Here is a 25,555-nt window from a genome sequence, read left to right as displayed (position 1 = left end):
GCTCCCCTGCACTGGGTAGAGCGAGCGGCGTGTCCGAAAAGGGATGTTTTGGGTCAGCAGTGTAGAACGGGAGATGTGACGGCAATGACGGAAGATCTCCAGCTCCGACGTGGTCTCGCCGTCCCCGCGCCGGGCGGTACGCAGTGACCCGTACGCATCACACGCGCCCCGACGCGACGGCGGCCGGCACGCTCGGCAAGGCCGCGGACGAGAACTTCCCCGTGGCCCCGTTCTTCCTGCCCCGGGCCTGGCGCGACGATCTGATGGCCGTCTACGGATTCGCCCGCCTCGTCGACGACATCGGTGACGGCGACCTCGCCCCCGGCGGCGCCGACGCCCGCCACCTCGGCCTGGAGTCGGCGCAGACCGACGACCGGCTCGCCATGCTCGACGCCTTCGAGGCCGACCTGCACCGTGTCTTCGCCACCACCGGGGACGGTCCGCGCCACCCCCTGCTGCGCGCGCTGCGCCCCACCGTGCGGCGCTGCGCGCTCACCCCCGAGCCGTTCCTCGGACTCGTCGAGGCCAACCGCCAGGACCAGAAGGTCCGGCGCTACGGGACGTACGGCGAGCTCCTCGCCTACTGCGAGCTCTCCGCCAACCCCGTCGGCCGGCTGGTCCTCCAGATCACCGGCACCGCCAGCCCCGAACGCGTCCGCCGCTCCGACGCCGTCTGCACGGCCCTCCAGATCGTCGAGCACCTCCAGGACGTCGGCGAGGACCTCGGACGCGACCGGATCTACCTGCCGGCCGACGACATGGCCCGCTTCCACGTCCGCGAAGCCGACCTGACGGCACCGTCCGCGAGCGCCTCGGTGCGCAGCCTCGTCGCGTACGAGGCCGAACGCGCCCGTGACCTGTTGGATGAAGGCACCCCACTGGTGGGTAGCGTCCACGGCAGACTCAAGCTGCTGCTCGCCGGATTCGTCGCCGGAGGGCGCGCCGCCCTCACCGCGATCGGGGCCGCCGGGTTCGACGTACTGCCCGGACCGCCCAAACCCACCACGCCCAGCTTGCTGCGCGAGGTGGGAGTTGTCTTGCGAAGAGCGCGTAGAGAGGGGTGAGCCGGACCGTGGAGGGACAGACGACGTACATGTCGGCACCGGTACAGGCCGCATACAGTTACTGCGAGGCCGTCACCGGACAGCAGGCCCGTAACTTCGCGTACGGCATCAGGCTGCTGCCGTACGAGAAGCGCCAGGCCATGTCGGCGCTGTACGCCTTCTCCCGTCGGGTCGACGACATCGGCGACGGTGAGCTGGCCCCGGAGATCAAGCGGACCCGGCTGGAAAGCACCCGGGAACTGCTCGACCGGATCAGGGGCGGTGCGGTCGACGAGGACGACACCGACCCGGTCGCGGTCGCGCTCGCCGACGCCGCCCGGCGTTTCCCCCTGCCGCTCGGCGGGCTCGACGAGCTCATCGACGGGGTGCTGATGGACGTGCGCGGCGCGACGTACGAGAGCTGGGACGACCTCGCGACGTACTGCCGGTGTGTCGCGGGTGCCATCGGGCGGCTCAGTCTGGGCGTTTTCGGTACGGAACCGGGCACACCCGGCGCCGACCGTGCCGCCGAGTACGCCGACACCCTCGGCCTCGCCCTCCAGCTCACCAACATCCTGCGCGACGTCCGCGAGGACGCCGCCAACGGCCGTACGTATCTGCCCGCCGAGGACCTGGCCAAATTCGGCTGCTCCGGCGGATTCCACCGGGCCACCCCGCCGCCCGGCTCCGACTTCGCGGGCCTGGTGCACTTCGAAGTCCGGCGCGCCCGGGCCCTGTTCGCCGAGGGGTACCGGCTGCTGCCGATGCTCGACCGCCGCAGCGGGGCGTGCGTGGCCGCGATGGCCGGGATCTACCGCCGCCTGCTGGACCGGATCGAGCGCGACCCCGAGGCCGTGCTGCGCGGCCGCGTCTCGCTGCCGGGACACGAGAAGGCGTACGTGGCGGTGCGTGGCCTGTCCGGACTCGACGCGCGCCACGTATCGCGCCTCACGACGAGGGGACGGGCCTGATGCCCTTCACCGGCCGCGCCCCGTGGTGCCGCGTCCCGGAAACCGCCCCCCGTACCGGACCGGGGGCAACCCTCCAGTGGCCTGACGCGTCCCTGACTGCGACGATCTGGGTGGCGGAGAACCGGCGAGAGGGGGACGCATGAACGACGAGAGCCCGCGTTCCTCCCGCGCGGTGGTCGTCGGCGGCGGCCTCGCCGGAATCACGACGGCCCTGCGTCTCGCGGACGCCGGGGTTGACGTGACCCTGCTCGAAGGACGGCCCCGGCTCGGCGGACTGGCCTTCTCCTTCCGCCGCGGAGAGCTCAGCGTCGACAACGGCCAGCACGTCTACCTGCGCTGCTGCACGGGCTACCGGTGGTTCCTCGACCGGATCGACGGCGCCCGGCTCGCCCCGATGCAGGACCGCCTCGACGTACCCGTGCTCGACGTCGGACGCGCCGCGGGACCGCGCCTCGGCCGGCTGCGCCGCACCGGCCTCCCCGTACCCCTGCACCTGGCGGCGGGGCTCGCCGCCTACCCGCACCTCTCGCTGGCCGAGAAGGCGAGCGTCGGGCGGGCCGCACTCGCGCTCGGCCGTCTCGACCCGGCGGACCCGGCACTCGACGGCATCGACTTCGCGACCTGGCTCGGCCGGCACGGCCAGTCGCCGCGCACCATCGAGGCCCTGTGGGACCTCGTCGGCGTGGCCACGCTCAACGCCACCGCCGAGAACGCCTCGATGGCCCTCGCCGCCATGGTCTTCAAGACAGGGCTCCTCTCCGAGCCCGGCGCGGCCGACATCGGCTGGGCCGCCGTGCCGCTCGGCGAGCTCCACGACACCCTCGCGCGCAAGGCGCTCGACTCCGCCGGCGTACGGACGGAGCTGCGCACCCGGGTCGGTTCCGTCTCCCGCACCGAGGACGGCCGCTGGGCCGTGGAGACGGACAGCGAGCGGATCGAGGCGGAGACCGTCGTCCTCGCCGTCCCGCAGGGCGAGACCCACGAGCTGCTGCCCGAAGGCGCGCTGCACGACCCGGACCGGCTGCTCGACATCGGCACCGCGCCCATCCTGAACGTGCACGTCGTCTACGACCGCAAGGTGCTGCGCAGGCCGTTCTTCGCCGCTCTCGGCTCGCCGGTCCAATGGGTCTTCGACCGCACCGAATCCTCCGGGCTCCAGGGAGGCGGACAGTACCTCGCGGTGTCCCAGTCCGCGGTCCAGGACGAGATCGACCTGCCCGTCGCCGAACTGCGCAGGCGCTATCTGCCCGAGCTGGAGCGGCTTCTTCCGGCCGCCCGCGGGGCGGGCGTCCGCGACTTCTTCGTCACCCGGGAGCGCACCGCGACGTTCGCCCCCACACCCGGCGTCGGGCGGCTCCGGCCGGGCACCCGTACCCGCGCACCCGGCCTCCACCTGGCCGGCGCATGGACCGCGACCGGCTGGCCCGCGACGATGGAGGGTGCGGTGCGCAGCGGTTTCAGCGCTGCGGACGCCGCTCTCGGCGCTCTGGGCCGCCCCCATGAACATCCGCTCCAGGAGGCGGTATGAGCAGTACCACCGGAACAAGAGGAGAGTCAGTGACCCCGGCGAATCCGGCTATCGACACCGTGGCAGACACCGCGGACGTCACCGCGCTTCTGGAGCGCGGACGGGCCATGTCAGCGCCGGTGCTGCGGGCCGCCGTGGGCCGGCTCGCGCCGCCCATGGACACCGTCGCCGCCTACCACTTCGGCTGGATCGACGCCCAGGGCCGCCCCGCCGACGGTGACGGCGGCAAGGCCGTGCGCCCCGCGCTCGCCCTGCTGTCCGCCGAGGTGGCGGGTGCTCCGGCCGAGACCGGTCTGCCCGGCGCCGTGGCCGTCGAGCTCGTGCACAACTTCTCGCTGTTGCACGACGACCTGATGGACGGCGACGAGCAGCGCCGCCACCGGGACACCGTATGGAAGGTGCACGGCCCGGCCCAGGCGATCCTCGTCGGCGACGCGCTGTTCGCGCTCGCCAACGAGATCCTGCTGGAGCTCGGCACCGTCGAGGCGGGCCGGGCGGCCCGCCGGCTGACCACCGCGACCCGCAAGCTGATCGACGGCCAGGCCCAGGACATCTCCTACGAGCACCGCGAGCGGGTCACCGTCGAGGAGTGCCTGGAGATGGAGGGCAACAAGACGGGCGCCCTGCTCGCCTGCGCCGTCTCCATCGGTGCGGTCCTCGGCGGGGCGGACGACCGCACCGCCGACACGCTGGAGGCGTACGGCTACCACCTCGGCCTCGCCTTCCAGGCCGTCGACGACCTGCTCGGCATCTGGGGCGACCCGGAGGCCACCGGCAAGCAGACCTGGAGCGATCTGCGCCAGCGCAAGAAGTCCCTGCCGGTCGTCGCCGCGCTCGCCGCGGGCGGACCGGCCTCGGAGCGCCTCGGTGAGCTGCTCGCCGCCGACGCGAAGAGCAGCGACTTCGACAGCTTCTCCGAAGAGGAGTTCGCCGCCCGCGCGGCACTCATCGAGGAGGCGGGCGGCCGCGAGTGGACCGCTCAGGAAGCCCGTCGGCAGCACGCGGTCGCCATCGAGGCGCTGCACGGTGTCGACATGCCTGAACAGGTGCGGGCGCAGCTCACCGCGCTCGCCGACTTCGTAGTCGTACGAAAGAGATGATGACTATCCGCTCCATATGACTCGCAGTCGCCGGCCGGCGCCCTGACAGGGCGCCGGCCGACGGAGACCCCAGCACAGCAGAGGACCAACTGCACGAAGGGGAAGCCATGACAGCGACGACCGACGGAAGCACCGGAGCCGCGAACCTCCGCGCAGCCTCGGCCAGCGAACCGACCGAGACAACCATCGCCGCGGACGGCGTTCTCGCCGCCGCGCGGCAGGCCGCGGAGCGCTCGGTGGAGCACCTCCTCGGCAGGCAGGACGAGCAGGGCTGGTGGAAGGGCGACCTCGCCACCAACGTCACCATGGACGCCGAGGACCTGCTGCTGCGGCAGTTCCTCGGGATCCAGGACGCGGCCACGGTCGAGGCCACCGCGCGCTTCATCCGGGGTGAGCAGCTGGGCGACGGCACCTGGGCCACCTTCTACGAGGGGCCCGGCGACCTCTCCGCCACCATCGAGGCGTACGTGGCACTGCGGCTGGCCGGAGACCGGCCGCAGGACCCGCACATGGCCCGCGCGGCCGGCTGGGTGCGGGAACAGGGCGGCATCGCCGGGGCGCGCGTCTTCACCCGGATCTGGCTCGCGCTCTTCGGCTGGTGGAAGTGGGACGATCTGCCGGAGCTGCCACCCGAGTTGATGTTCTTCCCCACCTGGGTTCCGCTCAATATCTATGACTTCGGCTGCTGGGCCCGCCAGACCATCGTTCCGCTCACCATCGTCTCGGCCAAGCGCCCGGTCCGGCCCGCCCCCTTCGCCCTGGACGAGCTGCACACCGACCCGGCCTGCCCGAACCCTCCCAAGCCCCTGGCGCCGACCGTGAGTTGGGACGGCATCTTCCAGCGGCTCGACAAGGCGATGCACCTGTATCACAAGGTCGCACCGCGCAGGCTGCGGCGCATCGCCATGAACGCGGCGGCCCGGTGGATCATCGAGCGCCAGGAGAACGACGGCTGCTGGGGCGGAATCCAGCCGCCCGCCGTGTACTCCGTGATCGCCCTGCATCTGCTCGGCTACGACCTCGACCACCCGGTCATGCGGGCCGGACTCGCCTCGCTCGACCGGTTCGCCGTCTGGCGCGAGGACGGCGCCCGCATGATCGAAGCGTGCCAGTCCCCGGTCTGGGACACCTGTCTCGCGACGATCGCGCTCGCCGACGCCGGGCTCCGCCCCGACCACCCGGCCCTGGTGAAGGCCGCCGACTGGATGCTCGGCGAGGAGATCGTCCGGCCCGGTGACTGGTCGGTGCGCAAGCCCGAACTGGCCCCGGGTGGCTGGGCGTTCGAGTTCCACAACGACAACTATCCCGATATCGACGACACCGCCGAGGTGGTCCTCGCGCTGCGCCGGGTCCGCCATCCCGACCCCGCCCGCATCGAAGCGGCCATCGAGCGGGGCGTGCGCTGGAATCTGGGCATGCAGTCGCGCAACGGGGCCTGGGGGGCCTTCGACGCGGACAACACCAGCCCGTTCCCCAACCGGCTGCCGTTCTGCGACTTCGGCGAGGTCATCGACCCGCCGTCCGCCGACGTCACCGGCCATGTGGTGGAGATGCTGGCCGTCGAAGGCAGGTCCCACGACCCCCGTACCCGAAGGGGAATCGAGTGGCTGCTCGCCGAACAGGAGCCGAGCGGGGCCTGGTTCGGGCGCTGGGGCGTCAACTACATCTACGGGACAGGGTCCGTGGTGCCCGCGCTGATCGCCGCCGGACTCCCCGCCCATCATCCTTCCGTCCGCCGTGCCGTGAGCTGGCTGGAGTCCGTACAGAACGACGACGGCGGCTGGGGCGAGGACCTGCGCTCCTACCAGGAGGAGAAGTGGATCGGGCACGGCTCCTCGACCGCGTCCCAGACGGCGTGGGCACTCCTCGCACTCCTGGCCGCGGGGGAGCGTGACGGCAGGGCCGTGGAGCGGGGGGTGACCTGGCTGGCCGGGGCCCAGCAGGCGGACGGCTCCTGGGACGAGCCGTACTTCACCGGGACCGGGTTCCCCTGGGACTTCTCCATCAACTACCACCTCTACCGGCAGGTCTTCCCGCTCACCGCGCTCGGCCGGTATGTGTACGGCGATCCGTTCGCCGACCGCGCCCCCCTCCGTAAGGGGGCCTGATGGGCCATGCGCAGGGGCCGCCCGGCCCCGCGAGCCCGCTCCTGATCGCCTGCGCGCTCTCCATCGAGCACCTCGCGCTGCGCAGCGGCAGGAGCGGCGGGGCCCCGGGCCCGGTGACCGTCATCAGGACGGGGGTGGGGCCGAGGGCGGCCGAGGCGGCCGTCGGGCGCGCGCTGGGCCTGGAGCGGGCGGCCGGCGCCGCGGTCATCGCCTCCGGCTTCTGCGCGGGCCTCGCGCCCGGCATGCACCCCGGGGACCTCGTGGTGGCCGAGGAGACCCGGGACGCCCGTGGCCGGTCGGCCTGCACCGGCACGGACGTCCTCGTCGACGCCCTGGCCAGGGCGGTGCCGGGCCGCACCGTCCACACCGGTCCGCTGACCGGATCCGACCATGTCGTACGCGGACCCGAGAGGGCCCGGCTCAGGGGCACCGGAGCCATCGCGGTGGACATGGAGTCCGCCGCCACGCTGCGTACCGCACTGCGCGACGGGCCGCGCGCGGTTGCGGCCGTACGGGTGGTCGTGGACGCTCCAGAGCACGAGCTCGTCCGTATTGGCACGGTTCGCGGTGGAATATCAGCTTTCCGTGTTCTCCGTGCTGTCCTGCCGGCTTTCCATGAATGGCACCGATCTTTGCTGCTCCCCAGGAGGTGAGCCCAGATGGCCATGCCGCTCCGTCAGTCCATCAAGGTTGCGACGTATCTCATCGAACAAAAGCTCCGCAAGCGGGAGAAATTCCCGCTGATCGTCGAGCTGGAGCCCCTGTTCGCCTGCAATCTGGCGTGCGAGGGCTGCGGAAAGATCCAGCATCCGGCAGGCGTGCTCAAGCAGCGCATGCCCGTGGCCCAGGCCGTCGGGGCGGTGCTCGAATCAGGTGCCCCGATGGTGTCCATCGCCGGCGGCGAACCGCTGATGCACCCTCAGATCGACGAGATCGTACGGCAGTTGGTGGCCAAGAAGAAATACGTCTTTCTCTGCACCAACGCGATGCTGATGCGCAAGAAGCTCGACAAGTTCACCCCCTCGCCCTACTTCGCCTTTGCCGTGCACATCGACGGGCTGCGTGAGCGGCACGACGAGTCCGTTGCCAAGGAAGGCGTCTTCGACGAGGCGGTGGCGGCGATGAAGGAAGCCAAGCGCCGGGGCTTCCGGGTCACCACCAACTCCACCTTCTTCAACACCGACACTCCGCAGACCATCATCGAGGTCCTCAACTACCTCAATGACGACCTCAAGGTCGACGAGATGATGATCTCGCCCGCCTACGCCTACGAGAAGGCCCCCGACCAGGAGCACTTCCTCGGTGTCGAGCAGACCCGTGAGCTGTTCAAGAAGGCCTTCGCGGGCGGCAACCGGGCCCGCTGGCGCCTCAACCACTCACCGCTCTTCCTGGACTTCCTGGAGGGCAAGGCCGATTTTCCGTGCACGGCGTGGGCGATCCCCAACTACTCGCTCTTCGGCTGGCAGCGGCCCTGCTATCTGATGAGCGACGGGTACGTACCGACGTACCGCGAGCTCGTGGACGACACCGACTGGGACAAGTACGGACGGGGCAAGGACCCGCGCTGTGCCAACTGCATGGCGCACTGCGGCTACGAGCCGACCGCCGTCCTCGCCACCATGGGTTCGCTGAAGGAGTCCCTGCGCGCCGCACGGGAGACCATCGGCGGGAACAGGTGACGTCCATGACCGTGAGCTGAAACCGGACCAGAGAGGGGCCCGAGCGTGACGCTTCTGGAATCCATCAAGGGGCCGCAGGATCTCAAGGCACTGAGCGGACCGGAACTCGACGAACTCGCCGGTGACATCAGAAAGTACCTGGTCCGCGCGGTGTCCAGGACCGGTGGTCACCTCGGGCCCAACCTCGGGGTGGTGGAGCTCTCCATCGCCCTGCACCGGGTCTTCGACTCGCCCGTCGACCGCATCCTGTGGGACACCGGGCACCAGAGTTACGTGCACAAGCTCCTCACCGGGCGTCAGGACTTCTCCAAACTGCGCGGAAAGGGCGGTCTCTCCGGCTACCCGTCCCGTGAGGAGTCCGAGCACGACGTCATCGAGAACTCCCACGCCTCCACCGTGCTCGGCTGGGCCGACGGCCTCGCCAAGGCCAACGAGGTGCTGGGCCGCCCCCATCACGTCGTCGCGGTCATCGGGGACGGTGCGCTCACGGGCGGGATGGCCTGGGAGGCGCTGAACAACATCGCGGCCGCCGAGGACCGTCCGCTGATCATCGTGGTGAACGACAACGAGCGCTCGTACGCCCCGACCATCGGTGGCGTCGCCGACCATCTCGCCACCCTCCGTACGACCGACGGCTACGAGCGCTTCCTGTCGTGGGGCAAGGACGTGCTCCAGCAGACCCCCGTCATCGGGCAGCCGCTCTACGGATCGCTGCACGGCGCCAAGAAGGGGTTCAAGGACACCTTCGCCCCGCAGGGCATGTTCGAGGACCTGGGCCTCAAGTACGTCGGGCCGGTCGACGGTCACGACACCGCCGCCGTCGAGGCCGCGCTGAGCCGTGCCAAGCGCTACCACGGGCCGGTGCTCGTGCACTGCATCACCGAGAAGGGGCGTGGCTACCCGCCCGCGCTCTGTGACGACGCCGACCGGTTCCACACCGTCGGCGTGATGGACCCCCTCACCTGCGAACCCCTCGTGCTCCCCGCCGGCCCTTCCTGGACCTCCGTCTTCGGCGACGAGATCGCCGCGATCGGGGCAGAGCGGCCCGACGTCGTCGCCATCACCGCGGCCATGCTGCACCCCGTGGGACTCACCAGGTTCGCCGAGGCGTTCCCCGGCCGGATCTGGGACGTGGGCATCGCCGAGCAGCACGCGGCCGTCTCGGCGGCGGGTCTGGCCACCGGCGGTCTCCACCCCGTCGTCGCGGTCTACGCGACCTTCCTCAACCGGGCCTTCGACCAGTTGCTGATGGATGTCGCCCTGCACCGGTGCGGGGTGACCTTCGTCCTCGACCGGGCCGGAGTCACCGGGTCCGACGGGCCCTCCCACAACGGCATGTGGGACATGTCGGTGCTCCAGGTCGTCCCCGGACTGCGGATCGCCGCCCCGCGCGACGCGGACCAGCTCCGCGCGCAACTGCGCGAGGCCGTCGACGTGGACGACGCCCCGACCGTGCTCCGCTTCCCCAAGGAGTCGGTGGGGGAGCCGGTTCCGGGCGTCGGACGGATCGGCGCCATGGACCTCCTGCACCGCGCCGACGATCCCGACGTGCTTCTGGTGTCGGTCGGCGCGCTGGCACAGGTCTGCCTCCAGGCCGCCGACCTGCTCGCCGGCGCCGGTATCCGCTGCACGGTCGTCGACCCGCGCTGGGTGAAGCCGGTCGACGAGCAGCTGGCCCCGCTCGCCGCCGGCCACCGGCTGGTCGCCGTCGTCGAGGACAACAGCCGTAGCGGAGGCGTCGGTTGGGCGGTGGGACAGGCGATGCGCGACGCCGGAGTCGACGTACCGCTGCGGACGTTCGGCATTCCCGAGGAGTTCCTCGCCCACGCCAAACGGAGCGAGGTGCTCGCCGACATCGGACTCACGCCGGTGGAGATCGCCGGCCGGATCGGCGCCGCCCTCGCGGCCGGGCGCGCGAAGGCGCAGCAGCCGCTGCTGAAGGAGGGCGGGGCATGAAGGACGACAGGCCCAAGGGCTTCGATCTGACGCGGCTCCTCGCCGAACGCGGGGGAGAGCGTTACGAGCTGCACACCAGACACCTCAACCACCAGCTGCCGCGCATGCTCCGCACGATCGGCTTCGACAAGGTCTACGAACGGGCCGAGGGCGCCTACTTCTGGGACGCGGAAGGCAACGACTACCTCGACATGCTCGCCGGATTCGGGGTGATGGGACTCGGCCGGCACCACCCTGTCGTACGCAAGGCGCTGCACGACGTCCTCGACGCCTCGCTGGCCGACCTCACCCGGTTCGACTGCCAGCCGCTCCCCGGACTGCTGGCCGAGAGGCTGCTCACCCACAGTCCGCATCTGGACCGGGTGTTCTTTGGCAACAGCGGTACGGAGGCCGTCGAGACGGCACTGAAGTTCGCCCGGTACGCCACCGGGAAGCCCAGGATTCTGTACTGCGCGCACGCCTTCCACGGGCTGACGACCGGCTCCCTCTCGGTCAACGGGGAGGCCGGCTTCCGCGACGGGTTCGCCCCCCTCCTGCCGGACACCGCGATCGAGCTCGGTGACCTGGACGCCCTGCGGCGCGAGCTGAAGCGCGGCGACGTCGCGGCGCTCGTCGTCGAGCCAATCCAGGGCAAGGGAGTGCACGCCGCGCCGCCCGGCTTCCTGCGCGCCGCTCAGGAGCTGCTGCACCGGCACAAGGCGCTGCTCATCGTGGACGAGGTGCAGACGGGCCTCGGCAGGACCGGCGACTTCTACGCGTACCAGCACGAGGACGGTGTCGAGCCCGACCTGGTCTGTGTCGCCAAGGCGCTCTCCGGCGGCTATGTGCCGGTCGGGGCGACGCTCGGCAAGGACTGGATCTTCAAACGTGTCTACTCGTCCATGGACCGGGTCCTCGTCCACTCGGCGAGCTTCGGTTCCAACGCGCAGGCCATGGCGGCGGGTCTCGCCGTACTCGCGGTGATGGAGGACGAGGAGACGGTGGCGAACGCCCGCCGTACGGGCGATCTGCTGCGTGAGCGGCTGGCCGCGCTCGTCGACCGCTACGAGCTGCTGCACGAGGTGCGCGGCCGCGGCCTGATGATCGGCATCGAATTCGGCCGGCCGTCCTCACTGAAGCTCCGCAGCCGCTGGACCATGCTCCAGGCGGCCCGCAAAGGCCTCTTCGCGCAGATGGTCGTGGTGCCGCTGCTGCAGAAGCACCGGATCCTCACGCAGGTGTCCGGGGATCATCTGGAGGTGATCAAGCTGATTCCCCCGCTGGTCATCGGTGAGCCGGAGGTGGACCGGTTCGTGAGCGCCTTCACCGCGGTGATGGACGACGCGCACGGCGGGGGCGGGCTGATGTGGGACTTCGGCAGAACCCTGGTGAAACAGGCGGTCGGCAACCGCTGATCCGCAGGATGTGCCTCTGAGGCAAAAAGTTTGCCTCAGAGGAAGGATCCTGGCCCAATGGAGTCATGAATCCTCCTGACGAAGGGGCGGCCGACGAACTGCCCGGGGTCGCTCCGCGCCTGCGTGACCTGCGCCATGGCCGAGGCCTCACCCTGGAGACCGCCGCCCAGCGGGCGGGACTCTCACCCGCCCATCTCTCGCGGCTGGAAACCGGCCGCCGACAGCCCTCGCTGCCCATGCTGCTGGGTCTGGCCCGCGTCTACGGTACGACGGTTTCCGAGCTTCTGGGGGAGGCGCCGGCCCAACGTGACGCGATCGTCCGGGGCGGCCCGTTCACGGGCGCCGAGGCCGACGGCTGGATGTACCGGCAGGCCGGCGCTTCCGGCCGGGCCATGCAGGCGCTCCGCGTCCGGGTGCCGTACGGCGCACAGGGCGACCTGGTGCGCGTCCACCCCGGCGAGGAGTGGCTGTACGTGCTGGAGGGGCGGCTGAGGGTCGTCCTCGGTGAGACCGTGCACGACCTCGGACCCGGGGACAGCGCGCACTTCGACTCGCTCACCCCGCACCGGATCGCCGCCGCCGACGGCGGCGGCGCGGAGCTCCTCTTCGTCCACACACTGCTGCAGAGCCCGGCGGCCGAACTCTGTCTGGGCAGCGGACTCCACCGCCGCTGACCCCTGACACCGAAGGAAGGACTGTCATGTCCGATTCAGAGCACTACGATCCACTCAGCCCGCGGTCCCGGAAGAACTACGAAACACAGGAGCGGAAGTTCCCGCGTGGTGTCGTGATCAGGCTGGTCGCCTACCTGGTCGCTGGACACGTCTTCGCGGCCTTCCTCTACCTGCTGTTCGAGGTGGCGGGCAAGGGCTGAGGCCGACGGGTGGTCACGCCGCCTCGGTGAGGCGTTCCCGCAGCCGGTCACGGGTCTCGGGGGAGAGCTTCAGCCCCTCGGTGAGGTAGCGCTCGGTGCCGCCCCAGGTCTCCTCGATCGTGCTGAAGGCGGCCGCCAGATAGTCGGCGCGCGCGCCGAAGAGCGGGTTGAGGAGCTCCATGACCTCGTCGGACATACCGACCGCGGAGGTGTCGCTGCGCTGCACCTTGTACCGGCGGTGGGCGTCGTTGGACATCAGGTAGTCCGCCTCGATCGCCTCGCGCTCCACGCCGACGGCGAGCAGCGACACGGCTATGGACAGCCCCGCGCGGTCCTTGCCCGCGGCGCAGTGCATCAGGGCGGGGACGCTGTCCTCGGCCAGGGCGTGCAGCACCCGGCTGTGCTCTCCGGTGCGCTCCTTGATGATCGCGCGGTACGAGGCGATCATGCGGTCCGCCCCCTTGCCGTCCGCGAGGATCGAGCGCAGCTGCTGGATGTTGCCATCGCGGACCAGCCGCCAGAACTCGGCACCGTCGGCCGGGTCGGAGAGCGGGATGCTGACGTTGCGCACGCCCGTCAGCTCCACGTCGTGGCCGTCGAGCTTGCGGTCGGCCGCGTTGCGGAAGTCGAAGATCGTGTGCAGCCCGAGCCCGTCGAGGAACGCCACGTCCTGCTCGGTGGCGTGCGCCAGGTGACCACTGCGGTAGAGCCGCCCGAACCGCACCCGGCGGCCGTCCGTGGTCGGCAGGCCCCCGACGTCACGGAAGTTGCGCACACCGGTGAGCTCCGTGTGCGTCGGGGGGACCTGCGGCAGCTGCTGCGTCACGGTGACTCCTGGAGTGTCTGGCGTCGGCGCTGCTCGCCGACGAGGGCACGGTCGTGACGATACGACATTGATTCCTCAGGCAATCATCTTGCCCCGGAGGCCGCCGTTCCGTGCGGCGCCGTAGCCCATCGGGCTTACGCGGTCGATGATGTGCGGAACTGTTCGAATCTGGGGGCGATGTGGACGTCGGGCATCAGGAGAGCCGAGCGGGCTCCGGGGTGATCTCGACGCGAGGGTGCTGAGGCTCCGTCGAATTCCGTGATCGAGGCATGTCCGTATTGGCGTATTTAGAGGAACATGCCCTGCTTATGGGGGAGATGGCGGTCGACGGGTGAGCGGGATCATATCCGTGACGGTGTGTGGCGGCCCGGCCGACGGGTATTCCGCGCACCGTACGGAATGCCAAGATCCGTAATCCACGGAGTGTGACGGGAAATCCGCGCCGGAATTGAATCGTGCATTCCGGTGCGTCGGGCATGGCTTGTTCCGGCCGTCCCTGCTCGCTTACGGTCACCGTCAATCCGGACGGACCGCCTAATCCTGCCGCCGCCCGGAATCCGCACCCACTCACGCGTGGCAGGAGCGGGGGACCCAGGTAAGCCGCCGGTCCGGAGGAATCCGGAACGGCTCGGGGTGAAGTCGCGCCAGCGCGACCGGGCATCTCCAGCCCGAACCCGACAGCTCACCTCGTAGGCGCCGGAGAGGAATGCCCCATGCCCGCAAAGGGTAAGCACCGTCGTACGAAGTCCAGCCCGATCACCCGTGGCATCTTCGCCGCCGGGACCGGCGGCGCCGTCCTCGCCCTTCCGCTGATCGGCGCCACCGGTGCGCACGCCGCGGAGCAGGCCGCGCCCGTCACCAAGCCCGCCGCCGCCTCGGTCGCCGCGGCGCACACCGCCCCCGCCGCGGTGTCCAAGGCCGCCCCGAAGACCTACTCCGTCGTCTCCGGCGACTATCTGTCGAAGATCGCCGCCGAGCAGAAGATCAAGGGTGGCTGGCAGAAGCTGTACGAGGACAACCGCGAGGCCGTCGGCGAGAACCCGAGCCTGATCTTCCCCGGCACCGAACTCACCCTCGGCGCCAAGGCGTCCGGCTCCGCCGAGGCCGCCCCGTCGAAGGCCGCCGCCCCGAAGGCTGCCGCTCCCAAGGCCGCCGCCCCGAAGGCCGCCCCGTCGAAGGCCGCGGCTCCGAAGGCGGAGACGTCCTCCAACTCGGCCTCCTCCGCCGCCGAGTCGGCCACCTCCACGGACACCGGCGCCTCGGAGAGCAACAGCTCCGGCTGGACGACCCCCGTGGAGAACGCCACCGTCACCACGCCGTACCGCGCCTCCGGCTCCATGTGGTCCAGTGGCTACCACACCGGCGCGGACTTCCAGGCCGCGTCCGGCACCAGCGTCCGGGCCATCGGTCCCGGCACCGTGGTCTCGGCCGGCTGGAGCGGTTCGTACGGCAACGAGGTCGTCATCAAGCACGAGGACGGCATGTACTCCCAGTACGCCCACCAGACCTCGCTGAACGTGTCGGTCGGCGACACCGTCACCGGCGGCCAGCAGATCGGCCTCTCCGGTTCCACCGGCAACTCCAGTGGTCCGCACCTCCACTTCGAGGTCCGCACCGGCCCGAGCTACGGCTCGGACGTCGACCCGATCTCGTACCTGCGTCAGCACGGCGTCTCCATCTGAGACGAGCAGCGGTGAAGAAGGGCGGTGCGCGGCGGCGCGCCGCCCTTCTTCGCGTTCTCACCGGTGCGACCGGGGCCACCACTTATTCCGGCTTTACCAAAAACTGACCGGGTGGTCTATCTCACCACCCGTCAACCCCTTATTACGGTCGCGTAGGTCACATTCGCAGGTGCAGGATGAGCGCTTGTGGCAGACGATTCGAAACTCAATCAGCGCGGTCTCCAGAACGTCATCGGCGTCAACAGCGTCATAGGGTCGTACGCGGCGATTGGCGACAGCTTCACCGAGGGCGTCGGAGATCCCGGCCCCGGCGGGACCTTCGTCGGCTGGGCGGACCGTTTCGCGGTGCTGCTGGCGGATCAGCTTCCGGTCCCCGACGACGGGACGGGCTCGCTCGCATCACGGCACGGCGGTTTCCGTTACGCCAACCTCGCCGTACGCGGACGGCTCCTCGACCAGATCGTCGAGGAACAGGTGCCGCGGGCCAAGAAGCTGGCACCCGACCTCGTGACCTTCTGCGCGGGCGGCAACGACATCATCCGGCCGGGGAGCGACCCCGACGACGTGGCCGAGCGCGTCGAGCGCGCCGTCGCCGACCTGACCGGCGCGGTCGGCACCGTCATGGTCACCACCGGTTTCGACCCCCGCCACATGCCGGTGCTGCGGCACCTCCGGGGCAAGATCGCCACGTACACCGCCCATGTGCGCTCCATCGCCGACCGCTACGACTGCCCGGTCCTCGACCTGTGGTCGCTTCGGTCCGTGCAGGACCGCCGGGCCTGGGACGACGACCGGCTGCACCTCTCGCCCGAGGGACACACCAGGGTCGCGCTCCGTGCCGCCCAGGTGCTCGGCATCGACGTGCCGGCCGACCCCGACCAGGCATGGCCGCCGCAGGCCCTGCGCCGCCCGCTCGACGTCCGGCGCGACGACATCCACTGGGCCCGTGAGCATCTGGTCCCGTGGATCGGACGGCGGCTGCGCGGCGAATCCTCCGGGGACCACGTCGAGGCCAAGCGCCCGGATCTACTGCCGCTCTAGAACCCGCTCCGGCCCGGTGAGAGCGCGCCGGGCCGGTATCCGCTCCAGCACGCCGCCCGCGAAGACGTCGTACAACGGCAGCGTCTCCAGGTGCACATAGCCGATATGGCAGTCGCAGACGGCGAGGGGACAGCCGCGCGGGCCCAGGGCCCGGCGGTAGCTCCCGTCGTAGAGGTTGCCGAGCTCCGCACGGACGAAATGGCACCGGCGCACCGTGCCCTCGCCGTCCACGGAGATGACCGACTCACCGGTCCGGCAGGGCAGCCCGGCCGAGGTGTGGGGGTGCCGGCTGTACGGGAACAGGGGGTCCAGAGCCGTCCAGTGGTCCGCCTCCTCGTCCGTATAGGTGTGCCCCTCGGCGGCGTTGACCCAGAGATAGACCTCGTCGGGCAGCGCGGCCCGCAGCCGCCGCGCCTCGTCGAGGTGATCGTCGAGTCCGACGATGCCGACGCTGTGCCGGACACCCAGTTCAGCGAGGTCGCGGCAGGTGCCGAGGAACCGGTCGTACGGAGTCTGGCCCGGGTGGTACGTGCACCACAGGGCCACCTTGCCGAGGTCGGCGTCCGCCAGCCAGCCGGTGCGGCAGCTGAGGTTGGTCTGGATGGCGACCCGGCCGATGTGCGGCAGCCGCGAGAGCTCGACCAGTGCGCGGCGGTACCAGGACCGGACCAGTCCCTCCCCCCACGGTGTGAACAGCACCGACAGGCGGTCGCCCGTCTGTGCCGCCGCCCACGCGGTGAAGCGCTCCAGGGCGGCGCGGTCGGCGCGCAGTTGCTCGGGAGTGTCGCGCCGCTTGGCGAACGGGCAGTACGGACAGGCGTAGTCGCAGGAGGCCAGCGGCCCCCGGTAGAGGATCGTCAGGTCCATGGCGGGGCTCACTTCGTCTCGTACGCGGCCATCGCGGCCCGTACGGCGGGGGAGAACAGCTCCGGACCCAGGGCGTCCGAGTGGGCCAGACCCTCCGGGGAGAGGCGCAGCCTGCCGCGGCCCGCCGCCCCGTCCAGCCAGCCGCGCGCCGCGAAGCGGTCCAGCTCCACGGGGAAGTCCTCGTACGGGTCCGTGCCGAACCGTGCGCGGTACTCCACGCGCTCCATGCCCTCCGCCTGGAGGAGGGACTGCAGCAGATGGCGCCGGCGCGCCTCGTCACCGTCGGCATACCGCCCCACCTCGGCCCGGGAGAAGTCCTCCGTCGTCGTGAAGCCGTCGATGATGCCCCGGATCTCCCGCATCTCCACCGCGTAGCCGAAGGAGTAGTGTAGGGACGAGGTGTACGAACGGGCGCCGCAGCCGAGACCGATCATCCCGTCGGTCTGGCAGGCGTGGTCGTCGGGGCCCTCGTGCGGGGCGTCGGCGCGGCGGAACATCCGCATCGACACCTGCTCGTAGCCCTCGGTGAGGAGATGGTCGCGCCCCGCCCGGTAGAGACGCAGCCGCTGTGCGTCCCAGACGGCGTCCGCCGCGGCCTCGGTCCCGGGCGGTGTTCCCGCGCCGAGACGGTCCAGGCCCGTCAGCGGGCGTACGTACAGCGGATAGAGATACAGCTCCTCGGGGCGCCAGGCCAGCGCGGAGTCCAGTGAAGCGCGCCAGGTGTCCTCGGTCTGGCCGTCGATGCCGTAGATGAGATCGATGTTGAGGACCGGGATGCGCGCCTCGCGGATGCGGCCGAGGGCCGCCTCCACATCGGCCCGGCGCTGCGGGCGGACCGCGGCGCGGGCCTCGGCGTCCACGAAGCTCTGTACCCCGATGCTCACGCGGGTGGCCCCCCGGTCGGCGAGGACCGCCAGCCGGTCCGCCGTCGCCGTGGAGGGCGAGGTCTCCACCGACAGCGGGACGGACCGCAGGTCGGCGCCCATCCGCTTCTCGGCGATGTCGCAGAGCCGCTCCAGCTCGCCCGCGGTCAGATAGGTGGGAGTACCCCCACCGAACGCCGCGGCGGCGAAACGCACCGGCCCCTCGTCGCCCAGCGCGTCGCGGACGGCGGTGGCCTGGCGGTCCAGCGCGTCGAGGTAGCGCGTCGTCAGCTCCTCCGGCGCGCCGATCCTGGTGAACAGATTGCAGAAACCGCAGCGCACCTCGCAGAACGGTATGTGGATGTACAGGGAGAGCGCGTCCTTGCGCTCCGCCGCCCACAGCTCGCTCAGCAGGGGCCGCCCGGCGGGGTGTTCGTCCAGCGGGCGGTACGCCGTCTTGTGCGGATAGGCGTAGACGTAATTCTGGTACGGCCTGACGGCGGGAGTGGTGACGGTCATCGGGCGGCCCCCGGATCGAGGAGGAAATGGGCGTAGGGCACGGTCCAGACGGCTTCGTGACCGAGGCGGTGACCGGTGTATCCGTCGTCGCCGTAGGCCGTGCCGTGGTCCGAGCAGACGATGGCGAAACACCGGCGGCGGCTGCTCGCCGCGGCGAAGAGCCGGCCGATGTGACGGTCGACGTACTCCAGGGCGGCGGCGTGGGTGTCCCGGGAGTCACCCGCGTCGGGCGTGGCGCCGTCCCGGTGGAACCAGTTGGGCTGGTGGAGGGCGGCCACGTTGACGAAGAGGAACAGCCGCTGTTCTTCGGGGAGTTCCGCGACCACCTGCTCGGCCCGGGCCACCTGCTCCTCGAACGAGGTGGGGGAGGCGACGCCGAAGGCGGGCTCCCAGTGGCTCTCCTGGAACAGGTCCGGAAGAACCGAGCCCAGGGGCCCCCGCTTGTTGAAGAACCCGACGCCCCCGATGCACACCGTGCGGTAGCCGGCACCGGCGAGTCCGGAGACCAGATCGGGGGTGTCGAAGACGAAGGTGCCGTCCGCCGTGGTCTCACTGCCCGCGAAGCGCGCCGCGAACAGCCGAGGATGAGGGCCTGGGGCGGCGGGCGTCGGAAGGAATCCGGCGAACATCGCCTGGTGGGAGGCGTAGGTGAAGCTGCCCGGCGCATGCCGCTTCTCCCAGACGCCGCCGGGCAGGTGGCGGGCCAGGTTGGGGATGCGCCCGGCCGCCGCCAGCTCCGCCGCGACATCGTGGCGCAGGGTGTCCAGGGTCACGAGCAGCAGATCGTGGCTGCCCACGATCCGGCTCATGTCGGGTTCGGCTCCCGCCCGGTACGGGTCGGGGTCAGTGGGCAGCGTCGGCACGGTGGTTCCTCGTCCGGTTCGGTACGGCGGCGACCTGCGCCGCATAGGTGTCCAGGTTCTCGGCGCCGCTGCCGGGCAGACCGGTCAGGCGGGGCAGCAGATCACCGAAGGCGTTGACCTCGCACACGGCGAAGCGCCGCCAGCCGGTGGCGGGCAGCAGATCGACGCCCACGCACAGCGTGTCGGGGAAGCAGGCGGCGGCCCGCTCGCACACGGCCAGGGCGTCGGCCCAGCTGCCGCCGGCGGCCTCGACCGCGGCCCTGACCGCGTCGAGGTCGCCGCGCTCGCCGCCGAGATGGAGGTTGGTCATGGGGGAGCGGCTGGTCCGTACGACCGCGTGCGTCGCCCGGCCCGCCACCACCACGACCCGCAGGTCGGCGGCCCGGCCGCGCTGCGACGCCTTCGGCAGCCAGCGCTCGATGTGCAGGCCGTCCGGCGCGAGTGCGTCGACGAGCGCCGCGACCTCGGACTCCGTCGTACAGCGGCGCACCCGCAGCGAGTTGAACAGGCGCCCCGCCGCGTCCCGCTCGACCGACGTGGTCGCCCGCACCCGGCCGTCGCCCGCCGTCTCCACCGCCAGCACCCCGGAGGCGGACGAGCCATGGGCGAGCTTCACGAAAGCCCGCCGTATGCCGCGCTCCCGCATCAGCGCGCGCACATCGGTCCACCCCCGCACGGCGGGCGCCCCGGGCCCGGACGTCGGGGACTCCGGTACGGGCACTCCGGCGCCGCTCAGCACGGCGTGGCACAGCCGCTTGTCGAACATCACCGCGATGTCCGCGGGGTCGTCGAGCAGGACCGCACCCGCCCCGGATGCCGCCCGGGCCACGTCCCGTACGGCCGTGGTGAACGCCGCGTACCACCGGGCGGAACCTTCCACCCTGGTCGGGTCGTCGACCCCGCGCAGCAGCCGTTCGACCTCGGCGTCCTCCCCGGGTGAGTCGATCCGGACGGTCTCTCCCGGCCGGAAGACCGTCTCGCCGCGCAGCACCGCCCGCCAGGGCACCACCCGTGGCCCGGGCAGCCCGGCGGCGCGCACGGCGTCCTGGAAGAGGGTGACGCGGCGATTCCCCGGATTCCCGACAACCGCGAACCGCGGCGCCCGCCTGCACATCTCAGCTCACTCCGCCACGGTCGTGTAGCGGCCCTCGGCACCTCGGTCGTCCCACGGCGTATTGCGCTCCGAGAGATCGACCCGCACACCGTGCGGCTCAAGGGCCTCGCGGACGCGGCGTTCCATCGGCTCGGTGAGGAAGTGGTGATGCAGATCGATCGCGTCGAGATGCGTGAGCGGCTGACCTTCGAGGAGCGCGGCGGCGCCCTCGTCACCCATCGTGCCGGAGGACAGGTCGAGCGTGTGGAGCTGCGCGACGACCGGGGCCGAGGCGATCGCCGTCGCGATCTCGTTCTGCAACTCGCTGTTGCGCAGGCCGAGATGGCGCAGTGCCGGGAAGCGGGTGCCGGACAGCAGGGGCTGGAGATCCGCGAGCGTGGCATCGCCCCCGTACGCCGAGACACCCAGCCAGAGCTCCATCCGCTCCAGCGCTGGCAGTTCACTGTCCAGCACGCCGCGGACCACCTCCGCGGGCAGGCCGCCGGACTCGATGATCAGCCCGCGCAGCGTCTCGTGCTTGAGGGGCGGGAACCGCAGACCCGTCCCGCCGCGCACCCCCAGGGCCTGAAGACGGGGGAACGCGGTGAGCAGCAAGGTGACGTCCCCGTGCTCGATCCATGAGATCTCCGCCTCCTCCTGCAGCAGATCCCCGACGAAGACCGCCTCCAGCGAGGTCAGCCGGTCGGCGGCCGCGACGACGAGACCGACCGGGTACGAGGAGTCCTTCTCGTACGATTCGCCCCACTGCCCGATGATCAGGGCACGGACCCCGGCCGGATCGACCTCGTCGAGGAAGGCGTCGAACTCCTCCTCCCACGTCCGGTCCTCGTCCTCGTACGGGTCGATGCCGATGCGCCAGGCCGCGGCGTCGGCGGCGGGCCGGACCACGGCGGCGCCGCTCGCGAAATCGACGGCGGGCAGACCGATCAACTCGTGCAGATGGTCGACATCGGACATGGTCCTGAGCTCCTGTCGCTGGGGGCTGATGTCCGCAAGGTGTATCAAGGCCCACTGACAACCCCACGACCGGGGACGGACGACGGACGCTCCACCGTCGATTGTCAGACCCCCGCCGTAGCGTTTTCCACGTGGTCGGCACAGTGGGTGCCAGGCCGGAGGGGAGACGTCTGTGTACCGCCAGGGCGATGTGCTGATCGTGGAGTTGGAGGAGCCGGCGGTGCCCGCGCACCTGCTGGAGGCACCGGGAGAACCGCGTGACGGGCGGGGGCGTCTGGTGCTCGCGCTGGGCGAGGTGACGGGCCATGCGCACGCGGTCCTGGGGCCAGGGCGGCTGATGCGGGAGGCGGGGGCGTTCGGCCCGATGCTGCTCCATCTGCCCGAGGGGGGACGCGTGGTGCACGAGGAGCACGCGGTGATACCGCTGCCGAAGGGCTGGTTCCGCGTCGTGCGCCAGCGGGAGTACGCGCCGGGGGCGGTCCGCGTCGTCGCGGACTGACCCGCGCTCAGGAGCGCACTCCTGGAGCCGGTGGTCGGCGCGCAGGAACAGGAACAGGAATCAGGGAACGCAGAGAACAGGGGACGGGGACAACCGATGCAGCATGTGAACTCTTGGCGGGCCGTGGCAGCGGCGACGGGCCCGGCGGACCGGGCGGCGGCCGAGGAGGGCGTACGGCTGGCCTACCGCGGCGCGGGGCTCGCCGAGCCGGAGACGATCGTCTGGGCGGACTCGCCGAGGGCGGCGGTCGAAGCGGTGGAGAAGCTCGCGGGTGCGGGCCGTTCGGTGCGCGAGGAGGTCCGCACCCGGCCGTGGGCGGACGAGCGGCGCAGGATGTACGACGAGCTGGGCCCGGCGGGCTGGTCGGCGCTCTGGTCCGCCACCGGCGCCCAGCTCTGGGAGACCACCGCGGCCCTGGCCGAACGGATACGGGCCGGAGTGGTCACGGACCTCTCCGAGCGCCCGGAGGACGAGTCCGATGTGCGGCTCGTGCTGCTCGACGCGGTCCTCGGCCAGCACGACGCGGCCTGGCTCGCCGCGTTCGACGGCCGCGGAGACCGGCTGACCGGGCTGGCCGAGGTCGCCAGGAACGCCGGCTGGTGGTGGCCGTACGAGCACGCCGTCGTCATCAGCGAGCGGCCCGTGGCCCTCCACCGCGACGAGGCGGGACGACTCGACCGCGGGGACGGCCCGGCGCTCTCCTACCCGGACGGGTTCGCGCTGCACGCCTGGCGGGGCATGCCGGTGCCGGCCGAATTCCTCGCGGGTCTGGCGACCCTGACTCCCGAACGGATACGCGGCGAGGAGAACGCGGAACTCCGCCGTGTGATGCTGGAGTACTACGGCTACGACCGCTATCTGACGGAGTCCGGCGCCGAGCCCGTGCACCGCGACGAGACGGGTGTTCTCTGGCGGATCGCTCTCGACGGCGACGAGGACGTGGTGATGGTCGAAGTGGTCAACTCCACCCCGGAGCCGGACGGCACCCACCGGACGTACTGGCTCCGGGTACCGCCCAGGACCAGGACGGCGAAGGAAGGCGTCGCGTGGACCTTCGGACTGGACGGCCAGGAGTACGCACCGGTCCGTCAGACCTGATCCGGGGAGCGGGGGAGGGTGGCTCGGGGCCAGGAGAGGGGAGGGGAAGCCGGCTCAGGCGGTCAGCGCGGCGTGCTCCAGGCCCAGTTCGCGGGCGAGCGCCTCGTCGGTCCACTGGAGCATCGTGGCCCGCGAGAGCGGACCCGCGTACGAGGTCATCTGGACGGCCAGACCGTCGAGCAGGGCGGTGAGCCGCCAGGCCACGGACATCGGGTCGTCGCAGTGGAACTCACCGGCGGCGGCGCCCTCCTCGATGACCTCGGCCAGCTCCGCCTTCCACTGCTGGTCGAGATCACCGGCGACATTGCGCAGCGCGGGATCGCGCAACGACGCCGCCCAGCCCTCGATCCACAGGCGCCAGCCCTTGGCCTGACCCGTCGGCGCGTACCACCGGACGGCCGCCCGCAAGCGCCGCACGGCGCTGGTGCGGCGCGTCAGCAGCTTGCGGAGGTGGGCGAGGTCGGCCTCCGCCGCGTAGGCGAACGCGGCGGCGACCAGCTTCTCCTTGGTCGAGAAGTGGTAGAGCACCAGCGCGTTGCTCACCCCGAGGACGGACGCCACATCGGCGATCCGCACCGCGGACACACCCCGAACCTCGATCTGTTCGACGGCAGCACGCAACAGCTCCTCGCGTCGCTCCGCCACGCCCAACCGCACTCTCGCCACGCGGCCACCCTAACGAACCGGCCGCGCGCCGGGGGCCCAGGGCCGGTTCGCACGGGTCACCGGTACCAGCCGAACCGCTCAGCCATCACCGGCAGACGGTCGGCGACGAGGGCGTGAGCCGCCGCACGAGGGGTGGAGCCGTCGGCCTCGGCACGGGCCAGCATCAGTTCGATCAGCGCACGCATCGAGCGGCGTGTGTGCCCGAACGCCTCGTCGGCGTCGGCGCCGATGTCCCCGAACAGCGTCCACCACCACCAGGCGTTGGTACCGGAGTTGACGACCACGTCGGGCAGCACCGTGACGCCGCGTTCCGCGAGCAGCAGCTCCGCATCCGGCAGTACGGGCATGTTCGCCGCCTCGACGATCCAACGGGCCCTGATCCGGTCCTGGTTCGAGGCGTCGATCGCGTACGACACGGCCGCCGGGACCAGGATGTCGGCGTCCGCCGCCAGCCAGGCGTCGGCCGGAAGCTCCCGGTCCGCCTCCCGGAGTACGGAGCGGTCCACCGTTCCGTACGCGTCCCGCGCGGCCAGCAGCGCTTCGACGTCCAGGCCGGCCGGATTGACGAGGGTGCCCTTGATGTCGGCGACCGCGACGACCTTCAGCCCGGCCCGCGCCAGGAAGCGAGCCGTCGCCCCGCCCATGGTGCCGAGTCCCTGCACGGAGACGCGTGCGCCGTGAGGTGCCACACCCGCCAGGTCCAGCGCCGCGAGCGCCGACTCGGCCACCCCGCAGCCGCCGACCAGCTCATCGAGCCCGATGCCGTCCACCGTCACGGCGAACGCGTCAGCCAGCCGCCGCCGTGCCGCCGCCTCGTCGTCGAGCAGCGGATAGACGGCCTGGACCGAGGACACGAGCCCCGCCTCCGCCGCCGCCCGGTCGAGCAGGTCCTGAGTGAGGCCGAGATCCTCGCCGGTCGTCCAGACACTCTCCACGTACGGGCGCACCGCGCGCAGATAGCGGACCAGGACGCCGTACGCGTCCGGGTGGCGCGGATCGCAGTCGATCCCGCCCTTGGCGCCGCCGAGCGGGATGTACCTGGCCCGGTCGTCGTCCGCGTCGAAGTGCAGGGCCTCCTTCATCGTCATGCCGCGGGCCAGGCCGGTCACCTCGTCGAGGGTGCAGCCCTCCCGCATCCGCAGTCCGCCGCTGGAGACGCCCCGCACCAGCCGGTCGACGACCAGGTGCCCCCGGCGGCCGGTGACGTGGTCCGTCCAGGTCAGCGAGATGAGCGGGGCGGCGGGCTGTGGGGGCGGTGGGTATGTCGCCGGCACGGGTGGGCTCCTCGGTCGGGGCCGCGGGGCGCCCCGTTGGCCTTGGTACTGAATCGCCAGTCAGTATCAGGATGAGGGGCCGCCGCTGTCAAAGGAGGCGCGGACGGCGTCGGCCGCGTTCGCCGGCCGCGTCGCCCGGTGAGGCAGCGGCGTTCTCGGAATCCCCTGGCGCCCGGGGACGTTGGAGTCGGCATGACTGAACTCGGAACCGGGCACGACGCACTGCTGCGGCTCATCGGTGAGCACGACGCCGGGGTGCTCGTGACGCTCAAGCGGGACGGCAGGCCGCAGCTGTCGAACGTGAACCACGCCTATGACCCCCAGGAGCGGCTGATCCGCGTCTCCATCACCGAGGGCCGGGCCAAGACCCGCAATCTCCGCAGGGACCCGCGAGCGAGCTATCACGTCACCAGCGAGGACCGCTGGGCCTGGACGGTCGTGGAGGCGGAGGCCGAGCTGACCCCGCCCGCCGCCGACCCCCGTGACGCGACGGTGGAAGCACTGATCGCCCTCTACCGCGATGTCAGGGGGGAGCACCCGGACTGGGACGACTACCGGCAGGCCATGGTCCGCGATCAGAGGGTGCTCCCACTCTGCGTATCGAACATGTATACGGACAGTTGCACCCCTGAC

General features: G+C 71.3%; 23 protein-coding genes, 1 pseudogene and 1 riboswitch. Of the genes and pseudogenes, 16 read left to right on the top strand and 8 right to left on the bottom strand.

Annotated features, from left to right (window positions below):
- Positions 1 to 143: 143 nt before the first annotated feature.
- From hpnC to AC07FA_RS08120, 11 genes are all read left to right on the top strand, one after another.
- On the top strand, positions 144 to 1,064 hold the full coding sequence (gene hpnC, locus AC07FA_RS08170) for a squalene synthase HpnC (protein ID WP_479073930.1): 921 nt from the start codon (positions 144 to 146) through the stop codon (positions 1,062 to 1,064).
- A gap of 29 nt (positions 1,065 to 1,093) precedes the next feature.
- Entirely contained in the window at positions 1,094 to 2,014 is a 921-nt protein-coding gene (hpnD, locus tag AC07FA_RS08165; RefSeq protein ID WP_479073928.1) for a presqualene diphosphate synthase HpnD, read from the top strand.
- A gap of 139 nt (positions 2,015 to 2,153) precedes the next feature.
- Positions 2,154 to 3,542 carry a hydroxysqualene dehydroxylase HpnE gene (gene hpnE / locus AC07FA_RS08160; RefSeq protein WP_479073927.1) on the top strand — a complete coding sequence of 463 codons (1,389 nt, stop codon included), beginning with the start codon at positions 2,154 to 2,156 and terminating at the stop codon, positions 3,540 to 3,542.
- Positions 3,539 to 4,642: a polyprenyl synthetase family protein gene (locus AC07FA_RS08155; protein WP_479073925.1), complete on the top strand. Its 1,104-nt coding sequence runs from the start codon at positions 3,539 to 3,541 to the stop codon at positions 4,640 to 4,642. The genes hpnE and AC07FA_RS08155 overlap by 4 nt, the downstream gene beginning before the upstream one ends.
- Positions 4,643 to 4,749: 107 nt before the next feature.
- A complete protein-coding gene (shc, locus tag AC07FA_RS08150; protein WP_479073924.1) occupies positions 4,750 to 6,750 on the top strand; it encodes a squalene--hopene cyclase in 2,001 nt (666 codons plus the stop codon).
- Entirely contained in the window at positions 6,750 to 7,403 is a 654-nt protein-coding gene (locus AC07FA_RS08145; protein ID WP_479073923.1) for a phosphorylase family protein, read from the top strand. The genes shc and AC07FA_RS08145 overlap by 1 nt, the downstream gene beginning before the upstream one ends.
- Before the next feature lie 6 nt (positions 7,404 to 7,409).
- A complete protein-coding gene (hpnH, locus tag AC07FA_RS08140; protein WP_479073922.1) occupies positions 7,410 to 8,429 on the top strand; it encodes an adenosyl-hopene transferase HpnH in 1,020 nt (339 codons plus the stop codon).
- Between the two features lie 45 nt (positions 8,430 to 8,474).
- Complete coding sequence (gene dxs / locus AC07FA_RS08135; protein WP_479073921.1) at positions 8,475 to 10,385, top strand: 1-deoxy-D-xylulose-5-phosphate synthase; 1,911 nt, start codon at positions 8,475 to 8,477, stop codon at positions 10,383 to 10,385.
- Positions 10,382 to 11,779, top strand: a complete 1,398-nt coding sequence (locus tag AC07FA_RS08130) for an aspartate aminotransferase family protein (protein WP_479073920.1) — start codon at positions 10,382 to 10,384, stop codon at positions 11,777 to 11,779. Before dxs ends, AC07FA_RS08130 begins: the two co-directional genes overlap by 4 nt.
- Positions 11,780 to 11,844: 65 nt before the next feature.
- Positions 11,845 to 12,453, top strand: coding sequence for a helix-turn-helix domain-containing protein (locus AC07FA_RS08125; protein WP_479073919.1), 609 nt, complete (start codon positions 11,845 to 11,847; stop codon positions 12,451 to 12,453).
- A gap of 26 nt (positions 12,454 to 12,479) precedes the next feature.
- On the top strand, positions 12,480 to 12,653 hold the full coding sequence (locus AC07FA_RS08120) for a DUF6126 family protein (protein WP_479073918.1): 174 nt from the start codon (positions 12,480 to 12,482) through the stop codon (positions 12,651 to 12,653).
- A gap of 13 nt (positions 12,654 to 12,666) precedes the next feature.
- Here AC07FA_RS08120 and AC07FA_RS08115 read toward each other — a convergent pair whose 3' ends face one another.
- On the bottom strand, positions 12,667 to 13,479 hold the full coding sequence (locus AC07FA_RS08115) for a tyrosine-protein phosphatase (protein WP_479073917.1): 813 nt from the start codon (positions 13,477 to 13,479) through the stop codon (positions 12,667 to 12,669).
- Between the two features lie 550 nt (positions 13,480 to 14,029).
- Positions 14,030 to 14,188: riboswitch (cyclic di-AMP (ydaO/yuaA leader) on the top strand.
- A gap of 4 nt (positions 14,189 to 14,192) precedes the next feature.
- Between AC07FA_RS08115 and AC07FA_RS08110 the strand changes: the two genes are divergently transcribed.
- Together AC07FA_RS08110 and AC07FA_RS08105 are read left to right on the top strand one after the other, a co-directional pair.
- Complete coding sequence (locus AC07FA_RS08110) at positions 14,193 to 15,161, top strand: M23 family metallopeptidase (RefSeq protein ID WP_479073916.1); 969 nt, start codon at positions 14,193 to 14,195, stop codon at positions 15,159 to 15,161.
- Between the two features lie 186 nt (positions 15,162 to 15,347).
- Positions 15,348 to 16,202 (top strand): SGNH/GDSL hydrolase family protein, encoded by an 855-nt coding sequence (locus AC07FA_RS08105; RefSeq protein WP_479073915.1) that lies wholly within the window; start codon positions 15,348 to 15,350, stop codon positions 16,200 to 16,202.
- Here the strand turns inward: AC07FA_RS08105 and AC07FA_RS08100 are convergent.
- Genes AC07FA_RS08100 through AC07FA_RS08080 form a run of 5 tightly spaced genes read right to left on the bottom strand, consistent with a single transcriptional unit; the run spans position 16,188 to position 21,385 of the window.
- Positions 16,188 to 17,069, bottom strand: a complete 882-nt coding sequence (locus AC07FA_RS08100) for an STM4011 family radical SAM protein (RefSeq protein ID WP_479073914.1) — start codon at positions 17,067 to 17,069, stop codon at positions 16,188 to 16,190. The genes AC07FA_RS08105 and AC07FA_RS08100 overlap by 15 nt on opposite strands.
- An 8-nt stretch (positions 17,070 to 17,077) precedes the next feature.
- Positions 17,078 to 18,451, bottom strand: coding sequence for an STM4012 family radical SAM protein (locus AC07FA_RS08095; protein ID WP_479073913.1), 1,374 nt, complete (start codon positions 18,449 to 18,451; stop codon positions 17,078 to 17,080).
- Positions 18,448 to 19,260, bottom strand: a complete 813-nt coding sequence (locus AC07FA_RS08090; protein ID WP_479074257.1) for an STM4013/SEN3800 family hydrolase — start codon at positions 19,258 to 19,260, stop codon at positions 18,448 to 18,450. Before AC07FA_RS08090 ends, AC07FA_RS08095 begins: the two co-directional genes overlap by 4 nt.
- A gap of 34 nt (positions 19,261 to 19,294) precedes the next feature.
- Positions 19,295 to 20,428 (bottom strand): STM4014 family protein, encoded by a 1,134-nt coding sequence (locus AC07FA_RS08085; protein WP_479073912.1) that lies wholly within the window; start codon positions 20,426 to 20,428, stop codon positions 19,295 to 19,297.
- Positions 20,429 to 20,434: 6 nt separating this feature from the next.
- Complete coding sequence (locus AC07FA_RS08080; RefSeq protein WP_479073911.1) at positions 20,435 to 21,385, bottom strand: STM4015 family protein; 951 nt, start codon at positions 21,383 to 21,385, stop codon at positions 20,435 to 20,437.
- 172 nt (positions 21,386 to 21,557) lie between these two features.
- Between AC07FA_RS08080 and AC07FA_RS08075 the strand changes: the two genes are divergently transcribed.
- Complete coding sequence (locus tag AC07FA_RS08075; protein ID WP_479073910.1) at positions 21,558 to 21,884, top strand: hypothetical protein; 327 nt, start codon at positions 21,558 to 21,560, stop codon at positions 21,882 to 21,884.
- Between the two features lie 96 nt (positions 21,885 to 21,980).
- Entirely contained in the window at positions 21,981 to 22,982 is a 1,002-nt protein-coding gene (locus AC07FA_RS08070; protein ID WP_479073909.1) for a DUF6745 domain-containing protein, read from the top strand.
- Between the two features lie 54 nt (positions 22,983 to 23,036).
- Here the strand turns inward: AC07FA_RS08070 and AC07FA_RS08065 are convergent, their stop codons facing one another.
- Both AC07FA_RS08065 and AC07FA_RS08060 read right to left on the bottom strand, forming a co-directional pair.
- Positions 23,037 to 23,648 (bottom strand): TetR/AcrR family transcriptional regulator, encoded by a 612-nt coding sequence (locus tag AC07FA_RS08065; RefSeq protein WP_479073908.1) that lies wholly within the window; start codon positions 23,646 to 23,648, stop codon positions 23,037 to 23,039.
- A gap of 56 nt (positions 23,649 to 23,704) precedes the next feature.
- Positions 23,705 to 24,922 (bottom strand): Glu/Leu/Phe/Val dehydrogenase dimerization domain-containing protein, encoded by a 1,218-nt coding sequence (locus AC07FA_RS08060; protein WP_479073907.1) that lies wholly within the window; start codon positions 24,920 to 24,922, stop codon positions 23,705 to 23,707.
- 192 nt (positions 24,923 to 25,114) lie between these two features.
- On the opposite strand from AC07FA_RS08060, the pseudogene AC07FA_RS08055 reads away from it, so the two are divergent.
- Positions 25,115 to 25,554 (top strand): annotated as a pseudogene (locus AC07FA_RS08055) (PPOX class F420-dependent oxidoreductase).
- The last annotated feature ends 1 nt before the right edge of the window (position 25,555 follow it).

Source organism: Streptomyces sp. NPDC045968 (genome assembly GCF_056430475.1).
Note: the sequence above shows the minus strand (reverse complement) of the source record. Positions and strands in the feature narration are given on the sequence as shown.